13 protein-coding genes and 4 pseudogenes are annotated in these 16,694 nt (G+C 43.1%); 7 read left to right on the top strand and 10 right to left on the bottom strand.

Annotated features, from left to right (window positions below):
- Nucleotides 1-5 precede the first annotated feature (5 nt).
- On the top strand, nt 6-794 hold the full coding sequence (locus tag EDC33_RS12290; RefSeq protein WP_094907308.1) for an MBL fold metallo-hydrolase: 789 nt from the start codon (nt 6-8) through the stop codon (nt 792-794).
- Between the two features lie 286 nt (nt 795-1,080).
- Here EDC33_RS12290 and EDC33_RS12285 read toward each other — a convergent pair whose 3' ends face one another.
- The gene (locus EDC33_RS12285) at nt 1,081-1,725 is read right to left on the bottom strand and encodes a hypothetical protein (RefSeq protein ID WP_124011394.1); all 645 of its coding nucleotides are present in this window, start codon (nt 1,723-1,725) and stop codon (nt 1,081-1,083) included.
- A gap of 104 nt (nt 1,726-1,829) precedes the next feature.
- Between EDC33_RS12285 and rlmH the strand changes: the two genes are divergently transcribed.
- Complete coding sequence (gene rlmH, locus EDC33_RS12280; protein ID WP_124011393.1) at nt 1,830-2,309, top strand: 23S rRNA (pseudouridine(1915)-N(3))-methyltransferase RlmH; 480 nt, start codon at nt 1,830-1,832, stop codon at nt 2,307-2,309.
- 90 nt (nt 2,310-2,399) lie between these two features.
- Here rlmH and EDC33_RS12275 read toward each other — a convergent pair whose 3' ends face one another.
- Nucleotides 2,400-3,548: a YhgE/Pip domain-containing protein gene (locus tag EDC33_RS12275; RefSeq protein WP_124011392.1), complete on the bottom strand. Its 1,149-nt coding sequence runs from the start codon at nt 3,546-3,548 to the stop codon at nt 2,400-2,402.
- A gap of 159 nt (nt 3,549-3,707) precedes the next feature.
- Here EDC33_RS12275 and EDC33_RS12270 point away from each other — a divergent pair, with 159 nt between their 5' ends.
- Nucleotides 3,708-4,331 carry a TetR/AcrR family transcriptional regulator gene (locus EDC33_RS12270; protein ID WP_170156424.1) on the top strand — a complete coding sequence of 208 codons (624 nt, stop codon included), beginning with the start codon at nt 3,708-3,710 and terminating at the stop codon, nt 4,329-4,331.
- 512 nt (nt 4,332-4,843) lie between these two features.
- Here EDC33_RS12270 and EDC33_RS12265 read toward each other — a convergent pair.
- Together EDC33_RS12265 and EDC33_RS12260 are read right to left on the bottom strand one after the other, a co-directional pair.
- A pseudogene (locus EDC33_RS12265) lies at nt 4,844-5,272 on the bottom strand (LLM class flavin-dependent oxidoreductase); the annotation flags it as partial.
- Nucleotides 5,273-5,484: 212 nt separating this feature from the next.
- Complete coding sequence (locus EDC33_RS12260) at nt 5,485-7,137, bottom strand: YhgE/Pip domain-containing protein (protein ID WP_124011390.1); 1,653 nt, start codon at nt 7,135-7,137, stop codon at nt 5,485-5,487.
- Nucleotides 7,138-7,281: 144 nt separating this feature from the next.
- Here EDC33_RS12260 and EDC33_RS12255 point away from each other — a divergent pair, with 144 nt between their 5' ends.
- Both EDC33_RS12255 and EDC33_RS12850 read left to right on the top strand, forming a co-directional pair.
- Nucleotides 7,282-7,872: a TetR/AcrR family transcriptional regulator gene (locus tag EDC33_RS12255; RefSeq protein ID WP_170156423.1), complete on the top strand. Its 591-nt coding sequence runs from the start codon at nt 7,282-7,284 to the stop codon at nt 7,870-7,872.
- Between the two features lie 8 nt (nt 7,873-7,880).
- Nucleotides 7,881-7,988 (top strand): annotated as a pseudogene (locus tag EDC33_RS12850) (universal stress protein); the annotation flags it as partial.
- A gap of 57 nt (nt 7,989-8,045) precedes the next feature.
- Here the strand turns inward: EDC33_RS12850 and EDC33_RS12245 are convergent.
- The 3 genes and pseudogenes from EDC33_RS12245 to EDC33_RS12235 all read right to left on the bottom strand — a co-directional run bounded on the left by EDC33_RS12245 (nt 8,046) and on the right by EDC33_RS12235 (nt 10,652).
- Nucleotides 8,046-8,992: pseudogene (locus EDC33_RS12245) on the bottom strand (IS30 family transposase).
- Nucleotides 8,993-9,437: 445 nt separating this feature from the next.
- Complete coding sequence (locus EDC33_RS12240) at nt 9,438-9,899, bottom strand: helix-turn-helix transcriptional regulator (protein WP_124011389.1); 462 nt, start codon at nt 9,897-9,899, stop codon at nt 9,438-9,440.
- 160 nt (nt 9,900-10,059) lie between these two features.
- Nucleotides 10,060-10,652, bottom strand: a pseudogene (locus EDC33_RS12235) (transposase).
- 375 nt (nt 10,653-11,027) lie between these two features.
- On the opposite strand from EDC33_RS12235, the gene EDC33_RS12230 reads away from it, so the two are divergent.
- Complete coding sequence (locus EDC33_RS12230; protein WP_249036100.1) at nt 11,028-11,633, top strand: TVP38/TMEM64 family protein; 606 nt, start codon at nt 11,028-11,030, stop codon at nt 11,631-11,633.
- Between the two features lie 53 nt (nt 11,634-11,686).
- On the opposite strand, the gene EDC33_RS12225 is transcribed toward EDC33_RS12230, so the two are convergent.
- Nucleotides 11,687-12,730, bottom strand: coding sequence for a C45 family autoproteolytic acyltransferase/hydrolase (locus EDC33_RS12225; RefSeq protein WP_124011387.1), 1,044 nt, complete (start codon nt 12,728-12,730; stop codon nt 11,687-11,689).
- A gap of 227 nt (nt 12,731-12,957) precedes the next feature.
- Here EDC33_RS12225 and EDC33_RS12220 point away from each other — a divergent pair, with 227 nt between their 5' ends.
- Nucleotides 12,958-13,845 carry an RluA family pseudouridine synthase gene (locus tag EDC33_RS12220; RefSeq protein WP_124011386.1) on the top strand — a complete coding sequence of 296 codons (888 nt, stop codon included), beginning with the start codon at nt 12,958-12,960 and terminating at the stop codon, nt 13,843-13,845.
- Between the two features lie 98 nt (nt 13,846-13,943).
- Here the strand turns inward: EDC33_RS12220 and EDC33_RS12215 are convergent, their stop codons facing one another.
- Nucleotides 13,944-15,392: a flotillin family protein gene (locus EDC33_RS12215; RefSeq protein WP_124011385.1), complete on the bottom strand. Its 1,449-nt coding sequence runs from the start codon at nt 15,390-15,392 to the stop codon at nt 13,944-13,946.
- A 301-nt stretch (nt 15,393-15,693) separates the two neighbouring features.
- Complete coding sequence (locus EDC33_RS12210) at nt 15,694-16,407, bottom strand: aggregation-promoting factor C-terminal-like domain-containing protein (protein ID WP_124011384.1); 714 nt, start codon at nt 16,405-16,407, stop codon at nt 15,694-15,696.
- Nucleotides 16,408-16,694: the final 287 nt, after the last annotated feature.

The following is a 16,694-nucleotide window of genomic DNA, read 5'->3' as shown; positions in this document are numbered from 1 at the left end:
CAGTAATGAAGATGAGCGTGTTAGCCAGCGGTTCCACCGGGAACAGCACGTATATAGAAACTGAAAAAGGCAGCCTGCTCATAGATGTGGGCCTCTCCTGCAAACGTATAGAGGAGTCGCTGAACACATTGGATACTTCCCTGAAGAACATCGATGCCATCCTCATCACCCATGAGCACAGCGATCATATAAAAGGCCTCAAGGTGATCTCGAAGCGTTATGGCATCCCCATCTATGCCAATGAGAAGACATGGCAGCGTATAGAAGCCAAAGACATAGAAGTCCACAGCGACAAGAAGTTCCACTTCAATCCATTGGAGGAGAAGGAACTGCTCGGCATGGATGTACAATCCTTCAACGTCTCCCATGATGCCATCGATCCGCAATTCTATACATTCATGAAAGACAACAGGAAGCTGTCGATCATCACGGATACAGGTTATGTATCCGACCAGATGAAGGGCATCATCAAGGAAAGTGACTGTCTCGTGTTCGAAAGCAACCATGATGTCGATATGCTCAGGATGGGCAGATATCCATGGGTGACCAAGCAGAGGATACTGTCAGACGTCGGCCACGTTTCAAACGAGGATGCTGCCCATGCCATGCGTGACGTTATAACCGACCGTACAAAACGCATATATCTCAGCCATCTGAGCACAGACAACAATATAAAGGAACTGGCAAAGATGAGTGTGGAACAGGTGTTGAACCAGTATGATATCGATACGGATAACCATGTAACGATCAGTGATACTGATAAGGCCATACCAACGAAGATATATCAGATATAAAAAGTTATCCACATAAATGTGTGAAAACTCTGTGGATAAATAGTCATAAATGTTAGTAAAGTATAAAAATTGTGGATAAGTAAGCAGTCAGTCGTGTAAAACTGGCTGTTTTATTTATATTTATGTGATTATAATGAGTAAAGAAAAGTAATATGCATGATTTATGCGTAATTATCCGTGGATATGTTGAAATCTTGTGGATAACTATAAATGCATGCATAAAAATAGATGAACCACTGTGAATAACTTCACTGCAGTTCACCTTTGATATTGTGGATAAGCCCGATCAGCCAGCCGTCCTTTCAGCAAAAACGTCTTTGACCCACTTTTCATCAATTTCACTGTTCCTGATTCCTTCTTCATCACAGCACATCTCACCATAAACAGTGAATGTGTCATCGGTATATTGGTAGACGAAAGGCACGCCGGTCTTCTCGTAGAGATTCTTCATCAAGTCTTCAACCGCACTTGATGAGGTCGAAAATGAAATCTCCAGTTTTTCCTCGTCAACGACAGTATCTATCGCATTCCCCTTTGTATTCCAGTGCGCGTTCGCCCACTCGAAGAAATCAGGGTAGCCATGTTCCATGATATTCTCATAATATTTCTGGCCCAGGTCGATGCGTTCCTCCGCCACCAGTATCTGTTCCTTCTCCTGGGCAGCAGCCTGTTCAATGATATCCTCGACGTTCGTGTAGTGCTTATCCTCAAGATTCTCAATAAGCGCCGTCTGATCCTCCCTATCGAGGGTATTATAGTAAGAACCGATTGCTGCATCCTGATAGGGGATATGCTCCACCTTCAAGGCGTCAGGTATGGGTTCGATCGAATTGAAGTCAAAGTCCCTTCCATCTTTAATCGCGTAGTCGACGATTTTACGGAGATCGTCCTGGCTTCGGAATTTCAGTATACTGTAGGTTGTGTTTGCCATATGATCACTCCCATCTCACTTTATGGATATAAAGTTACTTTAATTATTTAACAATTCAGAATTATAGTCAAGTTATTATGGCTCGTACAAAAGGATGATTTGAAATGAAAGTCACATTGATCAGTGTTGGAAAACTGAAAGAAAAGTATTGGAAACAGGCAGTCGAGGAGTATAGAAAGCGGATCAGCGGCTATGCAAAGCTCGAACTCATCGAGATTCCGGATGAGAAGGAACCAAACAATGCAAGTGCAAAGGATATTGAAATCATCAAGGAGAAGGAAGCTGAAAAGATCCTTTCCAAAATCAAGGACAACCAGCATGTCATCACACTCGAAATAAAAGGCAAGGCGTTTACCAGTGAAGGACTCGCAGATGAATATCAGAAATGGATGAATACCGGCAGGAGTGATGTCGTATTCATCATCGGCGGCAGCAATGGGCTTGGGGGAACCGTGCGCAGGCGTTCCGACCAGGCAATCAGTTTCGGCGCCCTCACCTACCCACATCAGATGATGAAAGTCATGCTCCTTGAACAGATATTCAGGGTGAATAAGATCATCCGGAATGAAAATTACCATAAATAGTTCGCATCATGAGGTGATACGGTATGAGAATTACTCGAGAAAAAAGCTGATGGGATTCTGATTCCATCAGCTTTTTTCTCGAGTAATATTTTATGACGTTGAGCCGTTCTGACTGTCTGAATTTTTTCTAAGCCATACTTTTGATAGCTGAAGTATGGCACCTATACTGAATATCCATGCCAAAACAGTTGTTGAGCTATTCCAGACAGATTCGTTGAAAAACAGTATATCACGGACACCCTCGAGCATAAATCTCATTGGCAGCCACGGATAAATCCAATCGCGATAAAACTCAGGCAACATTTCCGGGGCCATTTGAAGTATTGGCAGTCCAAAGAATAGGAGGAGTACGAAGATGACAATTCCTCCGAAACCGATCCATGTCATTGTGGCAAGTATCATCAGTATAAAACTCATACTAGTAATGGATAGGAATAACGCTAATGTTATGAAGTTCTCATACTCATATCCAAGCATAAATGTCGTAAACCAAGGTAAACTGAATCCTGCGATGAATCCAATTATCACTGCAATAATTACTTGAGTCAGTCTGAACTTAAATTTTGATTTTACTGTTGAAAACACTCTATCTTTGCCTGCTAAAAATAACAGTACAGCTCCTGCCAGGCTGCCAATCCATATCGGTTGGAAAAGTGACAGTGGTGCATTCCCCATTTCGCCAGTCTCATGCAATTGTGTAATTTCCATCTGAACAGGTTTAGTAAATAAGCGTGCTTGTTCAGCAGATAGTGGGGCACCGGCTTCTTCCACCTGGCCAAGCATCTGTTCACTAATCATTCCATTCATCTGGCCAAGCATCCCGTTGAAAGCCTGATTTAAAATATTTGCAACCATTGTATTGGAGCCTTCACTGATAAACGCTTCAATCACTGGTGAAGCTGGATTTTCTGATTGAAGTGATGCAAACTGATTAGAATAATTTTCAGGAATCAGTAATGCGCCATACACTTCTTGATTGTCCAGCGCAGCCATCATTTCCTGTTTATTATCAAATGCCTGCCATTCAATCGTCTGTGCTTCTCCACCAGACTTCTGAGTGGATTGTTCCTGTATCGTATCAACGATTGTAGCGCTCATATCACCATTATCCTCATTAACAATAGCAACAGGCAGATCAGATGGCGACTGATGCGCCCCGGGAATTTGTGCCGCTACAAATATAAACATCAGCAGAGCAACAGCAACAAAACTTACTATGAAAAACTTATTTTTTCCCACTGATATTCCTCCTTTTATAATAAACAATGTGTTGATTAACTCTTGTTATCATTGTATATTAAGACTGAATGTTGAACAATGACCAGTAATGCTCATGTTGTTGAATTATCAACATACTAAATGTAGATGTTCATTATTTAATTGTTTGGAGTGAATTTAGTGGAATATTCAGAAGACCGCAGAATTATAAAAACAAGAAAAGAAATAATAAATGCTTTTAATACATTATTAAATGAAAAAAGCTTCAGCAAGATAACAATAGCTGAACTGGCGAAGAAGGCGAATATTAATCGGGGTACATTCTATCTGCATTATCTGGATAAATATGATCTAATAAATCAATGTGAGCAGGAAATTTTTACTCAGATTACAAATATCAGTAAAAATCCGCCATTCAATCAAACCCTAAGAGATGTAAATGCATTGCAGCAAGTTGTACTCAAAGGTTATCCCCCTGCATTTATCATCCATCTTTTGGAATATTTTCAAAAGAACTCAGAATTATTAAAAGCAATATTGGGTCCGAACGGTGATCCATCTTTTGAAAAAGACTTGAAAAATGTCTTTGCAGATACATTTCTTAATAATGCAGAAACTTTTCTCGATATCTCTAAACTGACAGTTAAACTAGAATTACTGGTAGAAATTGTTGCATCTATATACATGAGTGTCATCCGTTATTGGTTATCAAATGGTGTGCAGGAATCACCTGAAGAGTTAGCTGAGATATTATTCGATATGGCGTCGAAAGGACCTTTGAAAGCAAGTGGTATAGTAAATTAAACACAACTGTAACCATCAAGTAGAGCTTGAAACTCACATCTCTATGATAAGGGGAGAGTTATCATAAGTAGTGTGTTAGAAATAATCTAAGAATCTTTAAGTGGAAATGCTGCTTATATTTCAAAGGAGATTTTAATATGATTGAATCTGAGTTATATCATCTTAATAGAGAGAACTGGCAGAGCGGTCAGTATCTAAAGGTTGTTCATCTGGAGCTTAAAGAGTTTGATCAATCAGGAAAAATTTATAGAAATTTCGTTTGTCAAAATAAGCTAGACAAATTAATTTATATAAGCGAAAACCTGAGTCTCAGCTGTTAATGTTTTTTTGTGAGTTTTGACTTCATCCTTGCTTACCGGGATATTAGTAAGCAATTCAGCCCTTATAACTTCGCACTTGGGGGTCGGGGACATAAGTTCTCAAAAGTTATTATTTTTTCTGGAGATATTTATGTCCCAGCCTTAATATAAAAACACAATGCAAAATTGAGGTGTACCTATGAATCATTCAGCTTAATACTTATCGAGTTCCAACATTTCTCTAAACGTTTCACCGTTATAATCTCTTCTAAAAATACCGCGTTTTTGCATTTCCGGGATGACTAAGTCGACAAAGCCTTCAAGACTTCCTGGGAGTGTTGGAGGCATCAAGTTAAATCCATCTGCAGCACCTTCATTCATCCATCTTTCTAATTCATCGACAATTTCTTCAGGTGTGCCAATGAGTGTTAAATGTCCACCTCCAGCGTTGAGATAACCAAGTAGTTCTCTGACTGTGGGATTTCTGTCTTCTATAATTTCTAAAACAGTTTGATAACGTCCAACAGGTCCTTTGAATTCTTCGACTGGCGGCAATTTTGGTACTTTTTCGTCGAGTTTCCATGATTTTGTATCTTGCTGAATAAAGAATTCGAGCTGATTAAGTGCAGTATCAATTGGAAGTAGTGAACTATAACCCGAATAATGGACAGTTAATAAAAAACGTCCATTATTCGGGTTATAGTTCATTATTTGAAGAACCCCTCCATACAATAACTCCGGAATCTTGAGTTTCATCAATTTGTTTCCGTCTCATATCATACAATCCTCAGTAGGTGTACATTACTGGAAAATTTTTGCAGAAAAAAAGCCCGCTCGGTCAGCGGGCTGAACTTTTAGTTTTCAAATTTGGCCATTTTATTCGCTTTTTCTTCATACTTAGGGAATTTATCTTTCAGCCATAATACTAACAATACGAGCAGGTAAGCACCAGTAGCTGTTGCTATCAGGGTATACATTATTGTGCTGAATTCCATGTTAAATGCCTGGCCGAAAATCGCATCTTTAAAGCCAGACACGACGAATGCCATCGGCAGGAATTCATAAAGCGTTTGATAGAAATTGTTTGCAGTTTCTATCGGGAAAGTTCCGCCGCTTGATGATAACTGTACAATCAGCAGTACGATTCCGAGGAATTTGCCGAAGTTGCCGAATATCATTACCAGCAATCCTATAATGGAAATGGAAACGAGTGACCATACAAGCATAGCAAAGTAAAATCTCCAGTGGCTGGCAATCTCAATCTGCATTATCCAGACAATTGTAGCATACAGCAGAGTTGTAATGATTACCGAGTGAGATAAAAACAGCAGACCGCGGCTGAGCCACTGGCTGAATACATTTTTCTTATTTTCGAATATTTTATTCATCGGGTATACAACATTAAATGTAATAGCTCCGATATACAGGCTGACTGCAATAACTAACGGTGCAAAACTCTGCGCATAGTTTTGTGTATCCACCATGGACTCAATATCCAGGTTAACAGGACTTGCAATCGCTTCTGCTCCCTCATCACTGAAAACAATATTCTGTTCTTCTATTTCCGCAAGCAGCTCGTTAAATCTGGTGTCAACATCTGTAAGTGCTTCTGCCATTTCGCTGGAGCCTGCTTTCAACTCGCTGATACCGCCGTTCATTTGCACAATACCTGAATTCAATTCAGAAGCGCCGCCAACAAGCTGTGTGCTGGCTTCATTTAATTGGCCTGCTCCATTTTCAAGTTCTGACTGTGCACCTTGAACCGGCTGTGCGTAATTTCCAAGCATTGGTGCCAGCTGAGTGATCTGTTCTGTAAATTGCTGTTCACCATTATACAGTGTTGCTGCTCCCTCGCTGACTTGCGAAGCGCCGCTTTCAAGGTTGTCTGCGCCTTCTGTTAACTGCGCTGAGCTGTCCTCGAGCTGGCCAAGTCCATCGTCAAGCGTGACTGCACCGTTCTTCAGCTCAGCAATGGCATCTTGTGCCTCATCACTCTGGTCGGACAAACTGCCGAGTTCGCTAATCAATGTTTTGGTATATGTTTCTGTAATTTCTTTTTGAACTGTTTCGACTAAGACTGAACCGACTTGTTCAGACATAATTGAACCGATGAAATTGAATCCCGGATTTGTCTTTAGTTTAAGGTTTACATTTTCCGGCGATTCGCTTAAGAAGGTCATGGCATTATCAGAAGCATCTGCGGGGATTTCCAGATATCCGTATGATTCTCCACTTTTAAGTGCTTCTTCTGCTTTTTCCAGAGTAGAAAATTGCCAGTCCAGCTGTTCGTTATCTTTCAGCTCAGCTTCGATTTCTTTTCCGAGCTCTATATCTTCGTTGCCTGTATCTTCATTTACTATATGGAACTGCATATCGCCTGTGTGGTCATATGGGTCCCACATTGCACTGAGAAATGTCAATGAATATATAACCGGAAACAGTGAGATGACTGCAAGAGATATTAATAACAACGGTTTTTTAAATACAAATTTAAAATCCTGTAACATTTAATCATCCTTCATTTTTTTGTGTTAAAGTTATCGTACACGATGTACAATAACCCATTATAAGTCGATTAAATTATTCTTCAATGGTTGATATAACCAGGTTTGTGGGATAACCAACACATTGCAGAGAAAGGTTGTTTATTTTTGAAAAAAGATTTAAGAGTACAGAAAACACTAAATGCAATTGACAATGCCATCATAACCTTGCTTGAGCAAAAACCGTTTGAAAGCATTACTATCCAGGACATAAGTTCAGAAGCCATGATTAACCGGGGAACATTTTATACTTATTATAAGGACAAATACGAACTGATAGAAAGTTATCAAAATTCGATGATGACGGATATTGAACAGCTGCTCTACAAAAATATTACAGGCAGCAGTTTGAAAGATGTGGATGAGAGCGATCTTAACAATACTATTCTGAAAATGTTCCAGTATCTTAAAGATAACCGCAAACGCGTACTCGTTATTGCAAATAGTCTCGGCAGCGCAGAACTTGCAAAATATTTTTCACAGCATATGTTTGATTTTTATAAAGTGAAAAGCAGAGAATTCGGTGTTGAACTGGATTCTGAAATATTTACTGATTATTTGATTACTTACATTACAAACGCCCATATCGGTATAATTTTAAAATGGGTCAAAGGCGGCTTTGAAGAGTCAATTGAAGAGATGGCAATGTTTATTGAAAAATTTACGATAAATGGTGTATTCAAAACCGTGGGAATCTGATGCGCTGGATAGTAATGGGCAACAAACGTTTTAAAATGGATATTAAACATGTCCTTGGTCATGTAACTCATAAGGCTGCAAAACGCATCAATACACCTGTGATGATTATCAAATAGCATAAAATGCCTGCTTACTCGACTGGTAAGCAGGCATTCTTTAATTATTATCGTTTGTCAAAATAGGCTAGACAGTTCTCTATCCCCCATGTAACTCAAAAAGACTTCCAGTGGCGTGCAGTAGTTTAGTGATTTTCTCGGGATGTAGTTTCTTCTTGCAGCGACGGATGAGACAAAAGCCTGATCGACCGTGTTGAAGTCCATGTCTTTAGGCAGTCCATCCCTTCTGAGCAACCCATTGGAATGTTCATTCAGCCCCCGTTGAGACGGTGTCCCCGGATCGGCAAAGTAGATGGACAGGTCATTCCGATTGCTCATCGATTGCCAGTTGGAGAATTCCTTGCCACAGTCGAAAGTGATGGATTTGAACAGGTTTCTGGGCATCTCTTGACACCATGTATTGATGGCAGCCTCGATATCCTGCGCCGTCCGGCCTTCGGGTTTCAGGGTGATGATGGCTTTTGACAGGCGTTCGACCAGCGTGATGACGGCACTCTTGTGACGGACACCAACGATGGTGTCGCCTTCCAGGTGGCCCAATTCATCATTGAACGCCGGGTAGTCAGTTGTCCTTTCGGAAATGTTGCGCCGGAACGCCTGACGCCCCCGGCGTTCCTGATGGCTGTTCAGTTTTCGCTTGCCCTGCATCGGCAGTGTGGCCGCATCAAAAGCTTCCCGTTTGAACATCCGATACAGTGTACGGCCTGAACAGTCAATCGACATTTCCTGCCGATCGACGATGACATCCGGCGTCCAGCCCTGAGCCACCTGCCTTTCAATATACGCCTGCTGGTCGGTCGGCAGGACCATCCGTTTTCTACCACAGCGTTTTTTGTTTTCCTGATAGCCTGATAGTAATCCAGCGCGGTGTGCCCGTCCCTGAGATATGCGATGACATTATGAACCGTCTGACAGGCACGCCCAATCCGTTTCGCAATATGAGAAATCGGTGTGTCGTGATGGAAATGGGCTTCTATATAGTAGATCTCTGCAGGGGTTAACATAATCCAACTAACCAGAATTTTCAATTTCGATGTTATTTTGCACTAAAGTTAAAAAGCCCGGCTTATCTTTTCACGAAGACAGTTGGATTTCTAAATTAAGTGTGCAAAATAACAGTCAAAACAGATGCAAAATAGCTCCTAAAGTCACAAGCAAAGATCGGAATGAAGACGTTCAAAAAGAATTCATAAAAAATATGCACATCAACAAAAGCGACATTTTTTAGAGGAACCGTCAATAATTATGTGTAAATGAAGGCATCCCTTCTCTTGGGATGTGTTGTGGTGACTCAATTCTACAAGAAAGGGGCTCCCTTTTTCTATTTATCCATTTACACAAACTATTTTACGCTCTCCTTTTGTATTTCATTTTAAATGGAATACACTCTAAAAATAATTGGAAATCCATCTTCCAAATCATAAGTTGAAGCAAATCTCATGGGGTTATTTAATCGACTTGCTGCCGCGGAATGATGTAGAAGTAACATACCAGACCAATAATCACAGCCGGTACAATGGCAATATAAATATTCTGTCCGAAATTAATAAGTACTATTTTAATGATTTCATCAAGATCTCTACTTAATATTTCTTGATAATGATTAGTATCTTTAATCCCTCTAATCAATATTGTTAATGCAAAAATTATACAATAACTCACCAGACCATATTTAACGCTTTTCTTCAATTTGTCGTCCGCAGTTTGTTCTTCAATGACCAACACTTCCAGTGATACATTCAATAACTCTGATAGTTTTATCATGTTCTTCTTACTTGGATAGCCGTTCCCCAATTCCCATTTTGAAATTGATTTGTCACTCACACCTAATAACTCCGCAACATCTTCTTGTGTAAGGTTATTATGTTCTCGGTATTCTTTTAGTTTGAAACTCAATATACTTTTGGACATTGTCATCCTCCTATTCGCTCATACTTATCGTTAATTTTAAACAAAACTCACTCTACCTGAAGGAATTTCTTAAAAATAGAATTCTATTTTTAAACCCTTACACTCAAAAGATTGGGTTCGAGAGTGGTGGTCTTGGTTTATTTCTTGGTTTTTTCGTTTGTCAAAATAAGCTAGACAGTTCTCTATCCCCCATGTAACTCAAAAAGACTTCCAGTGGCGTGCAGTGGTTTAGTGATTTTCTTGGTATGTGGTTTCTTTTTGCAGCGACGGATGAGACGAAAGCCTGATCGACCGTGTTGAAATCCATATCTTTAGGCAGTCCATTCCTTCTGAGCAATCCATTGGAATGTTCATTCAATCCCCGTTGGGACGGTGTCCCTGCATCGGCAATGTGGCCGCGTCAAAAATGTCACGCTTGAATATCCGGTACAGCGTACGAATTGAACAATCAATCCGCATTTCCTGCCGACCCACAATGACATCCGCCGTCCAGCCCTGAGCCACCTGCTTTTCAATATACGCCTGTTGGTCGGCTGGCAGGACAATCCGTTTTCTACTACACCGCTTTTTGTTTTCCTGATAGCGCTGATAATAATCCGGCGCGGTGTGTCCGTCCCTGAGATATGCGATGACATTATGAACCGTCTGACGGGCACGTCCAATCCGTTTCGCAATATGAGAAATCGGTGTCTCTTGATGGAAGTAGGCTTCTATGATTACCAGTTCATCCGTAGTATTATGGATGTAGGTGATGCGTGATCACTCCTATGATTTCTTTGGTCGGAAAACTATTTTGAGTGTATCATGCGTGACCTTTTTATGTGTCTAGCTTAATTTTACAATCGGCGATATCAAAGAAAACTACATGTCAACTCAATCTCTAGTTTTTTAGTAGGGATAAAACCACATTAGTTAAAACTATGTCATTAAACGATACGCTGAGAGTTTTCATAAATAAAGACTCATCATATGATATTAGGATTGAAGAATAATATTGAATGAACACCAGACATGTTTCAAATCTGAGCCAAAGGGGGAGAATCTATGGGTTTGGACAAAAATCGCACCGTCATCTTACGTTTACGTTCGATTATATCGTTGATTATCCTGATCGTATTGGGTGCATTTTTGTTATGGGCGGTTTTCAACCTGGACCTGCCTGAACCTGAGGAGATGCGGGAGATCATCCTTGGCTATGGCTGGGCCGGCTTTCTGGTATTCCTGGGTATTACAGCAGCAATTGCCATCACCCCCATCCCCATAACGGTGCCTGCTCTGGTGGCCGGCTCACTCTATGGTCTGATCATAGGAACACTGCTCTCAGTTTCTGGAGTGATGCTCGGTTCCTGGATCGGCTACTGGCTGGCACGTGCCCTGGGTCAACGCCTCACCTTCCAGCTCCTGGGGAGCCATGGTTCCATTGTAGAGAATTATCTCCGCAATGCAGGATTCTGGGCGATGTGTACTGTGAGGCTGATGCCCGGACTGCCATACTGGCCGGTGAATTATGGTGCTGGAGCTTTGGGTATAAAGCAGTATGCATTCATATCCGCTACTCTTCTGGCTTCCATCCCCGGGCAGGTTTCCCTAGTGGCTTTAGGTGCCTTTGCGGCCAATCCGTCGGTATTCCGCGGCGCGATAGTGATTGTGGCGTGGATTGCGGTAGTGGCTCTTACCTGGGTCTCCTACCGTTATTGGAGCCGTACAAGGCGTCATGAGAGTGACCATGAATAAACCGTATTGTCTATGATGCGTTTTTTAAAAAATTTATACATGCCAGTTCCCCTCTATCCCATATTGACGAACGGCCGGTGGTAGTCGAGCATCCCTTTGATCTGCCTGACGTTGACGTTCTCCCCTTCCAGCCATTTGTTGAAGTCAAAGATGACCGGTTCCTTATCGGGACCTATCACATACCATGCTTTCAGCTCCTTTGGAAAATAGACGGAAGTGTGTATCGTTCCTGCTGAAGCATCATATTTGTTGGAGAATACGCCATGTGCCGGATCGTTCATGACTTTAAAGGCTTCATAGGGATTGGCAGCACGCTGCTGCTCATTTTGGATGGTCTGCTCCCGCTGGCGTGTTTCTTCCTGGCGGTATCGGTTCTCCTCATCGAGCAGATGGAAATGGTTTGTACAAACATTGGATTCCCTGACGGCGACTTTCCTTGGAGAGGCTTCAACAACGTAGGACGCCCCTTCAGCATCGAGAAGGATATAGCTGAAGGAATGCCTGTGTGGAAGCTTTTCCAATAGGGAAATGGCCTCCTCTGCATCTGCGCATGTCTCCAGTATGAGCCGGCCAATCATATTGCATATGAACCCATCGCCGGAATTCTTACTATGGGTGAAGTTGTATCCCATCACGAGACCCTTTTCATTCATACCGTCTATCCGTCCGGTTATCTGCATGGACGGTCCAATTACGGCATAGCCTTCATCGGTCGGGGCATAAAATGTATAACGCCCTTCGTATCCACGGGGATGACTGTCGTAGTTTCGGACCATGAAGTCGGAATCGGTGAAGATTGAACACCCGCTCCGGATGTATTCCCGATAATAGCCGCCGAACAGACGGAAGGCCTCATCCATGTCCATTTCCAGTGCATCGGCAAGGCCATCTATTTCTTCCAGTATGGCTGGTGCAACTTTTGAGATGACTGATGTGAATGCCTCCGGGTTGATCAGGAAATGACGGTTTCTCCGGGATGCCCACTGCTTTTCACGATTGGGCAGAATCGACGACTCTCTAAGCTGTTCGCCTTGGAAGAAGCCGAAGTCATAATGGCTCCCTCTATATTGAATGACATCACTGTAGAATTTCTTCATTGTCTCTCCGCCTTTATCAAAATCCTATTCTTTCACTTCACGCGCCAGTGAATTATGAAATGATGGATAGTGTTGAAGTACATAACCATATCTACCCTTTATGGTGGACGTATAAAAAGGTTCCATGGATTTTGAGCTGCTCCAAGTGATATTTAAACCTGTCCATAAATGCTATAATGTCCATTAAGGAAGAGCAAAATGAAGTGAAGTAGAAGGAGTATAATATAATGAAAAGCAAGAAATCGAATGGCCCGGATGCCGAATGGATCGTTGAAGAATCGACAGAGCTGCTGAAGTTCCTATTTGAAAAGATGCCTTCGCGCAGCCGCAAGTCAGTGAAGGGGATCTTAGGCCGCGGCCAGATCCATGTGAACGGCGAAGCGACCACCCAATTCAATGCGGTGTTGCAGCCCGGAGACCGTGTTGAAATCAATTCCCGTTTCGGGGCAAGGAATGTGAAAGTGAAGGGAATCAAGATACTGCATGAAGACGATGATGTGATTGTGGTTGAAAAGGAAGCGGGGATGCTGTCGATTGCGTCGGATAAGGAGAATCAGATGACTGCCTACCGTCAGCTCTCAGACCATGTACAGCGCAGCCATCCCAGAAACCGGGTCTTTGTCGTGCACCGTCTGGACCGTGATACTTCCGGAGTGATGATGTTCGCCAAAAGTAAAGACGTGCAGCAGAAATTGCAGAATGCCTGGAAGAATACCGTCTCCGAGCGCACCTATATCGCACTCGTCGAAGGAAGGGTGCAGGAGGATGGGACCATCAGTTCCTGGTTGACTGAAGATAAGACGCTTACTGTACGATCGAGTAAAAATCCAAATCACGGAAAGAAAGCTGTAACCCATTATAAAGTGTTGAAATCCAATAAAAATTCATCTTTATTGAAAGTCAATCTGGAGACGGGACGTAAAAATCAGATTCGCGTTCACATGCAGGAACTCGGTCATCCCATCGTGGGGGATAAAAAATATGGTTCCCGCAGCAATCCCATCCGGAGGATGGGTCTGCATGCCCATGTCCTTGCATTCAGACATCCGAAGAGTGGAGAAACCCTGAGGTTCGAGTCGGAAGTTCCAAGTGCATTCATGCGCAGCTTCAATTGATCCGAAGCCGTGTGGAGACGCAGTCTCCCGACCATCAAAGAGAGCCTGACCATCGTTTATGACGGTCAGGCTCTCTTTTAATTCTTGATATGGAGGTGCTAGATCGAATAATCGTCACTATCCTGTTCAGCTTTTTCATCAGGGGCCTGATCCTTTTCCTTCTTCTCCTCATTGGATAGATTTCCGAGGAAACTTTCCATGTCGAAGCCGGTCATCTGTCCCATGCTTTCCTGAAGCTTGGCCATGGTTCCTGTCACTGTGTTCGGCAATGAGTTCAACTGATCTCCACTGCCGCCATCGAGGATACGGATGGATTCCACATTGCCGAGTGATTCACTGACGGCCCTGGCGAATTCAGGCATGATTTCAATGAACTGTTCGAGGATGATGACATCTTTATGCTCGGCCATTGCTTTGGCCCGGCGTTCAATGGCCTCGGCCTCAGCCATGCTCTTCTCCCTGATGACTTCCGCTTCAGCCTTACCTTCGGCCGTGCGTGCCTCGGCTCTTGCTTCAGCTTCCTTGGTGCGTGCATAGTAGTCCGCTTCAGCCTGCTGTCTGCGGACCTCCACCTGCTGCTTCTCAAGCGCCACATCATTTTCACGCTCCATCTGGCGAAGCTTCAACTCGTTCTGCTTCTCCTGCTCGCGGATCTCCAGACGTTGACGCTCCACTTCCAGGCGCCTCTCTTCCTCTTCAAGCTGGCCGGCAGCCCTGGCAGCTGCATTTTCCTTCTCGGTTTCAGCAAGTATCTTGGCGTCCTTCAAGTCTTTTTCCTTGCGGCTGTCGGCGATATTCATTTCCCTTTTGTACTGTTCGTTGGAAATGTCTTCGTTATCTTTAGCCTGCTGGATTTCCGTTTCGCGCCTATTCTCGGATTCTGCAATTTCTGCTTCCTTCTTCACCCTGGCAATCTGCGGACGGCCGAGGTTTTCAAGATAATTTTCGTCATCCTTCAAGTCTGATAGGCCCAGGGAAGTGATTTTGAATCCCATCCTGTTCAGCTGATCCTGGGCGATTTCACGCACTTGTTCGTTGAAGCTCTCACGATCCTTATTGATCTGCTCCACTGTCATCTTAGACAGGATTGCTCGCAGATTCGAATTCAGGACTTCGGATATTTCATGTTCGATATCCTCTTGGTCCTTCCCAAGGAACTGTTCTGCATACTTTACGATGCCATCCAGGTCATCGGCCACTTTTACAGTTGCGACAGCCTGACCATAGATGCCCACACCTTCAAGTGTATAGACCTTTGGTGTTGAAATTTGCAGCTGGAATGATTTCAGGGATACTCTCGTACCAGTCTGGAAGAGTTTGAGCCTGTGGCCGCCCCCGCGGATGACCTTCATATAACGGCCCTGATCATCTTTATATATATTTGTCTCTTTAGTTTCATCCCCAAGATTCGGTCCTGTGACGATGAGCGCTTCGTTGGAAGGGACGGTACGGTATCTGGCCTTCATGAAAAGATACCAGCCAACAGCACCGGCGATGAGCAGTGCGGCAATTACGAGTATAACGATCAATGTTCCTGTTAGTTCCATATGTATTCTCCCATCTTTATGATTTTACGTCATGTGCAGGCGTCAGGTTCCAAAAGGCAGATGTAGATTGCAATTAACCCTCCTCCCGTAAAATTATGTGATTCGGATCACCCGACATATATACATAATCAGGCATCTCAATTTCCTGAGAAAAGAAGAAGCTGAAAATGATTATATATCCATGATACCATTTTTAATAATATTTGTTATATTCAGTAAAAGATAATCGGGTGATTCAATAAAAAAGCTCCCTTATGAATTGGATTTCCAATTCATAAGGGAGCTGATATGGGTGAAGATCTTACCACCAGTTGTTTGCTTGACGGAATTCGATTGCTGCTTCTACGGAACCGTAACGTTCCACAGCATAGTCGAGCATGCCTTCAGTCTGTGTTTCTACTGAACCAGTGCCCCAATATTCCTTCGTCTGACCAAGGCCTCTGTAGCCAAGCTCATTGACGGCCTGCGGGTTACCGCTGGATTCAGGCATTACGATGTGCTGCCACATTGCTTCTGAACCGCCGGCTGCAAGGAACTGCTCCTTAGTGGAACCGTTCGCTGCCGGTGCTGCTGCCTGTACATCTTCAACCTGCTGTGTCTGTTGTACCGGCTCTTCCTCAACGACCTGTGGTGCTTCTTCTTGAGTTTCCACTTCAGTTGGCTGTTGTGGCGCAGCTTCCTGTGTTTCTTCTTCAGTCACTTGCGGTGCCGCTTGTTGAGGCGCCTCTTGTGGTGCTGCCTCAGCGACTTCCGGTGTTTCTACGCTGTAGCCGCCATAGGACCATGTGTAGTACGTGCCATCGGATTCGAAGTTGTAGTTGACGCCATCAACAGTGAAGTTGTAGCTGTATTCACCTTCGTGGATCGGTGCATTGTTCAGTGCGCTTGAGTTGTTCTGCGCCATCTGCGCGAGTTCGTCTTTATTGACCTCTGAAGCTTCTGCATTCTGGTCGGCTACGATGCCGGATACGCCAAGTCCAAGTGCGAGTGTTGTCGTCAGTATTGTTTTCTTCATAAAAAAATCTCATCCTCCATGAATGGGTATATTATCATCAATTGATTGTTTTTAATCTTCAGGGTGCATCACGTTTTGATGTCCTGCTTTTTCCAAGACAAGACCCACTATAACATTCATAATTACATTGTGGGTTACAGGATAATGAAAAGGAGGTTACAATATACACCGATGTCTGTAACATGGAGATATGTCTGTAATATTTCGCAATACTCGTGGTAAAGATGTGAGTAGAAGCAAAAAAACTGCAATCCACCCCCATCAGGTGGATTGCAGTCTGTAATTTG

The sequence above is a fragment of the Salinicoccus roseus genome, from assembly GCF_003814515.1.
Taxonomy (GTDB): domain Bacteria; phylum Bacillota; class Bacilli; order Staphylococcales; family Salinicoccaceae; genus Salinicoccus; species Salinicoccus roseus.
This window is presented reverse-complemented; position numbering and strand designations above follow the sequence as displayed.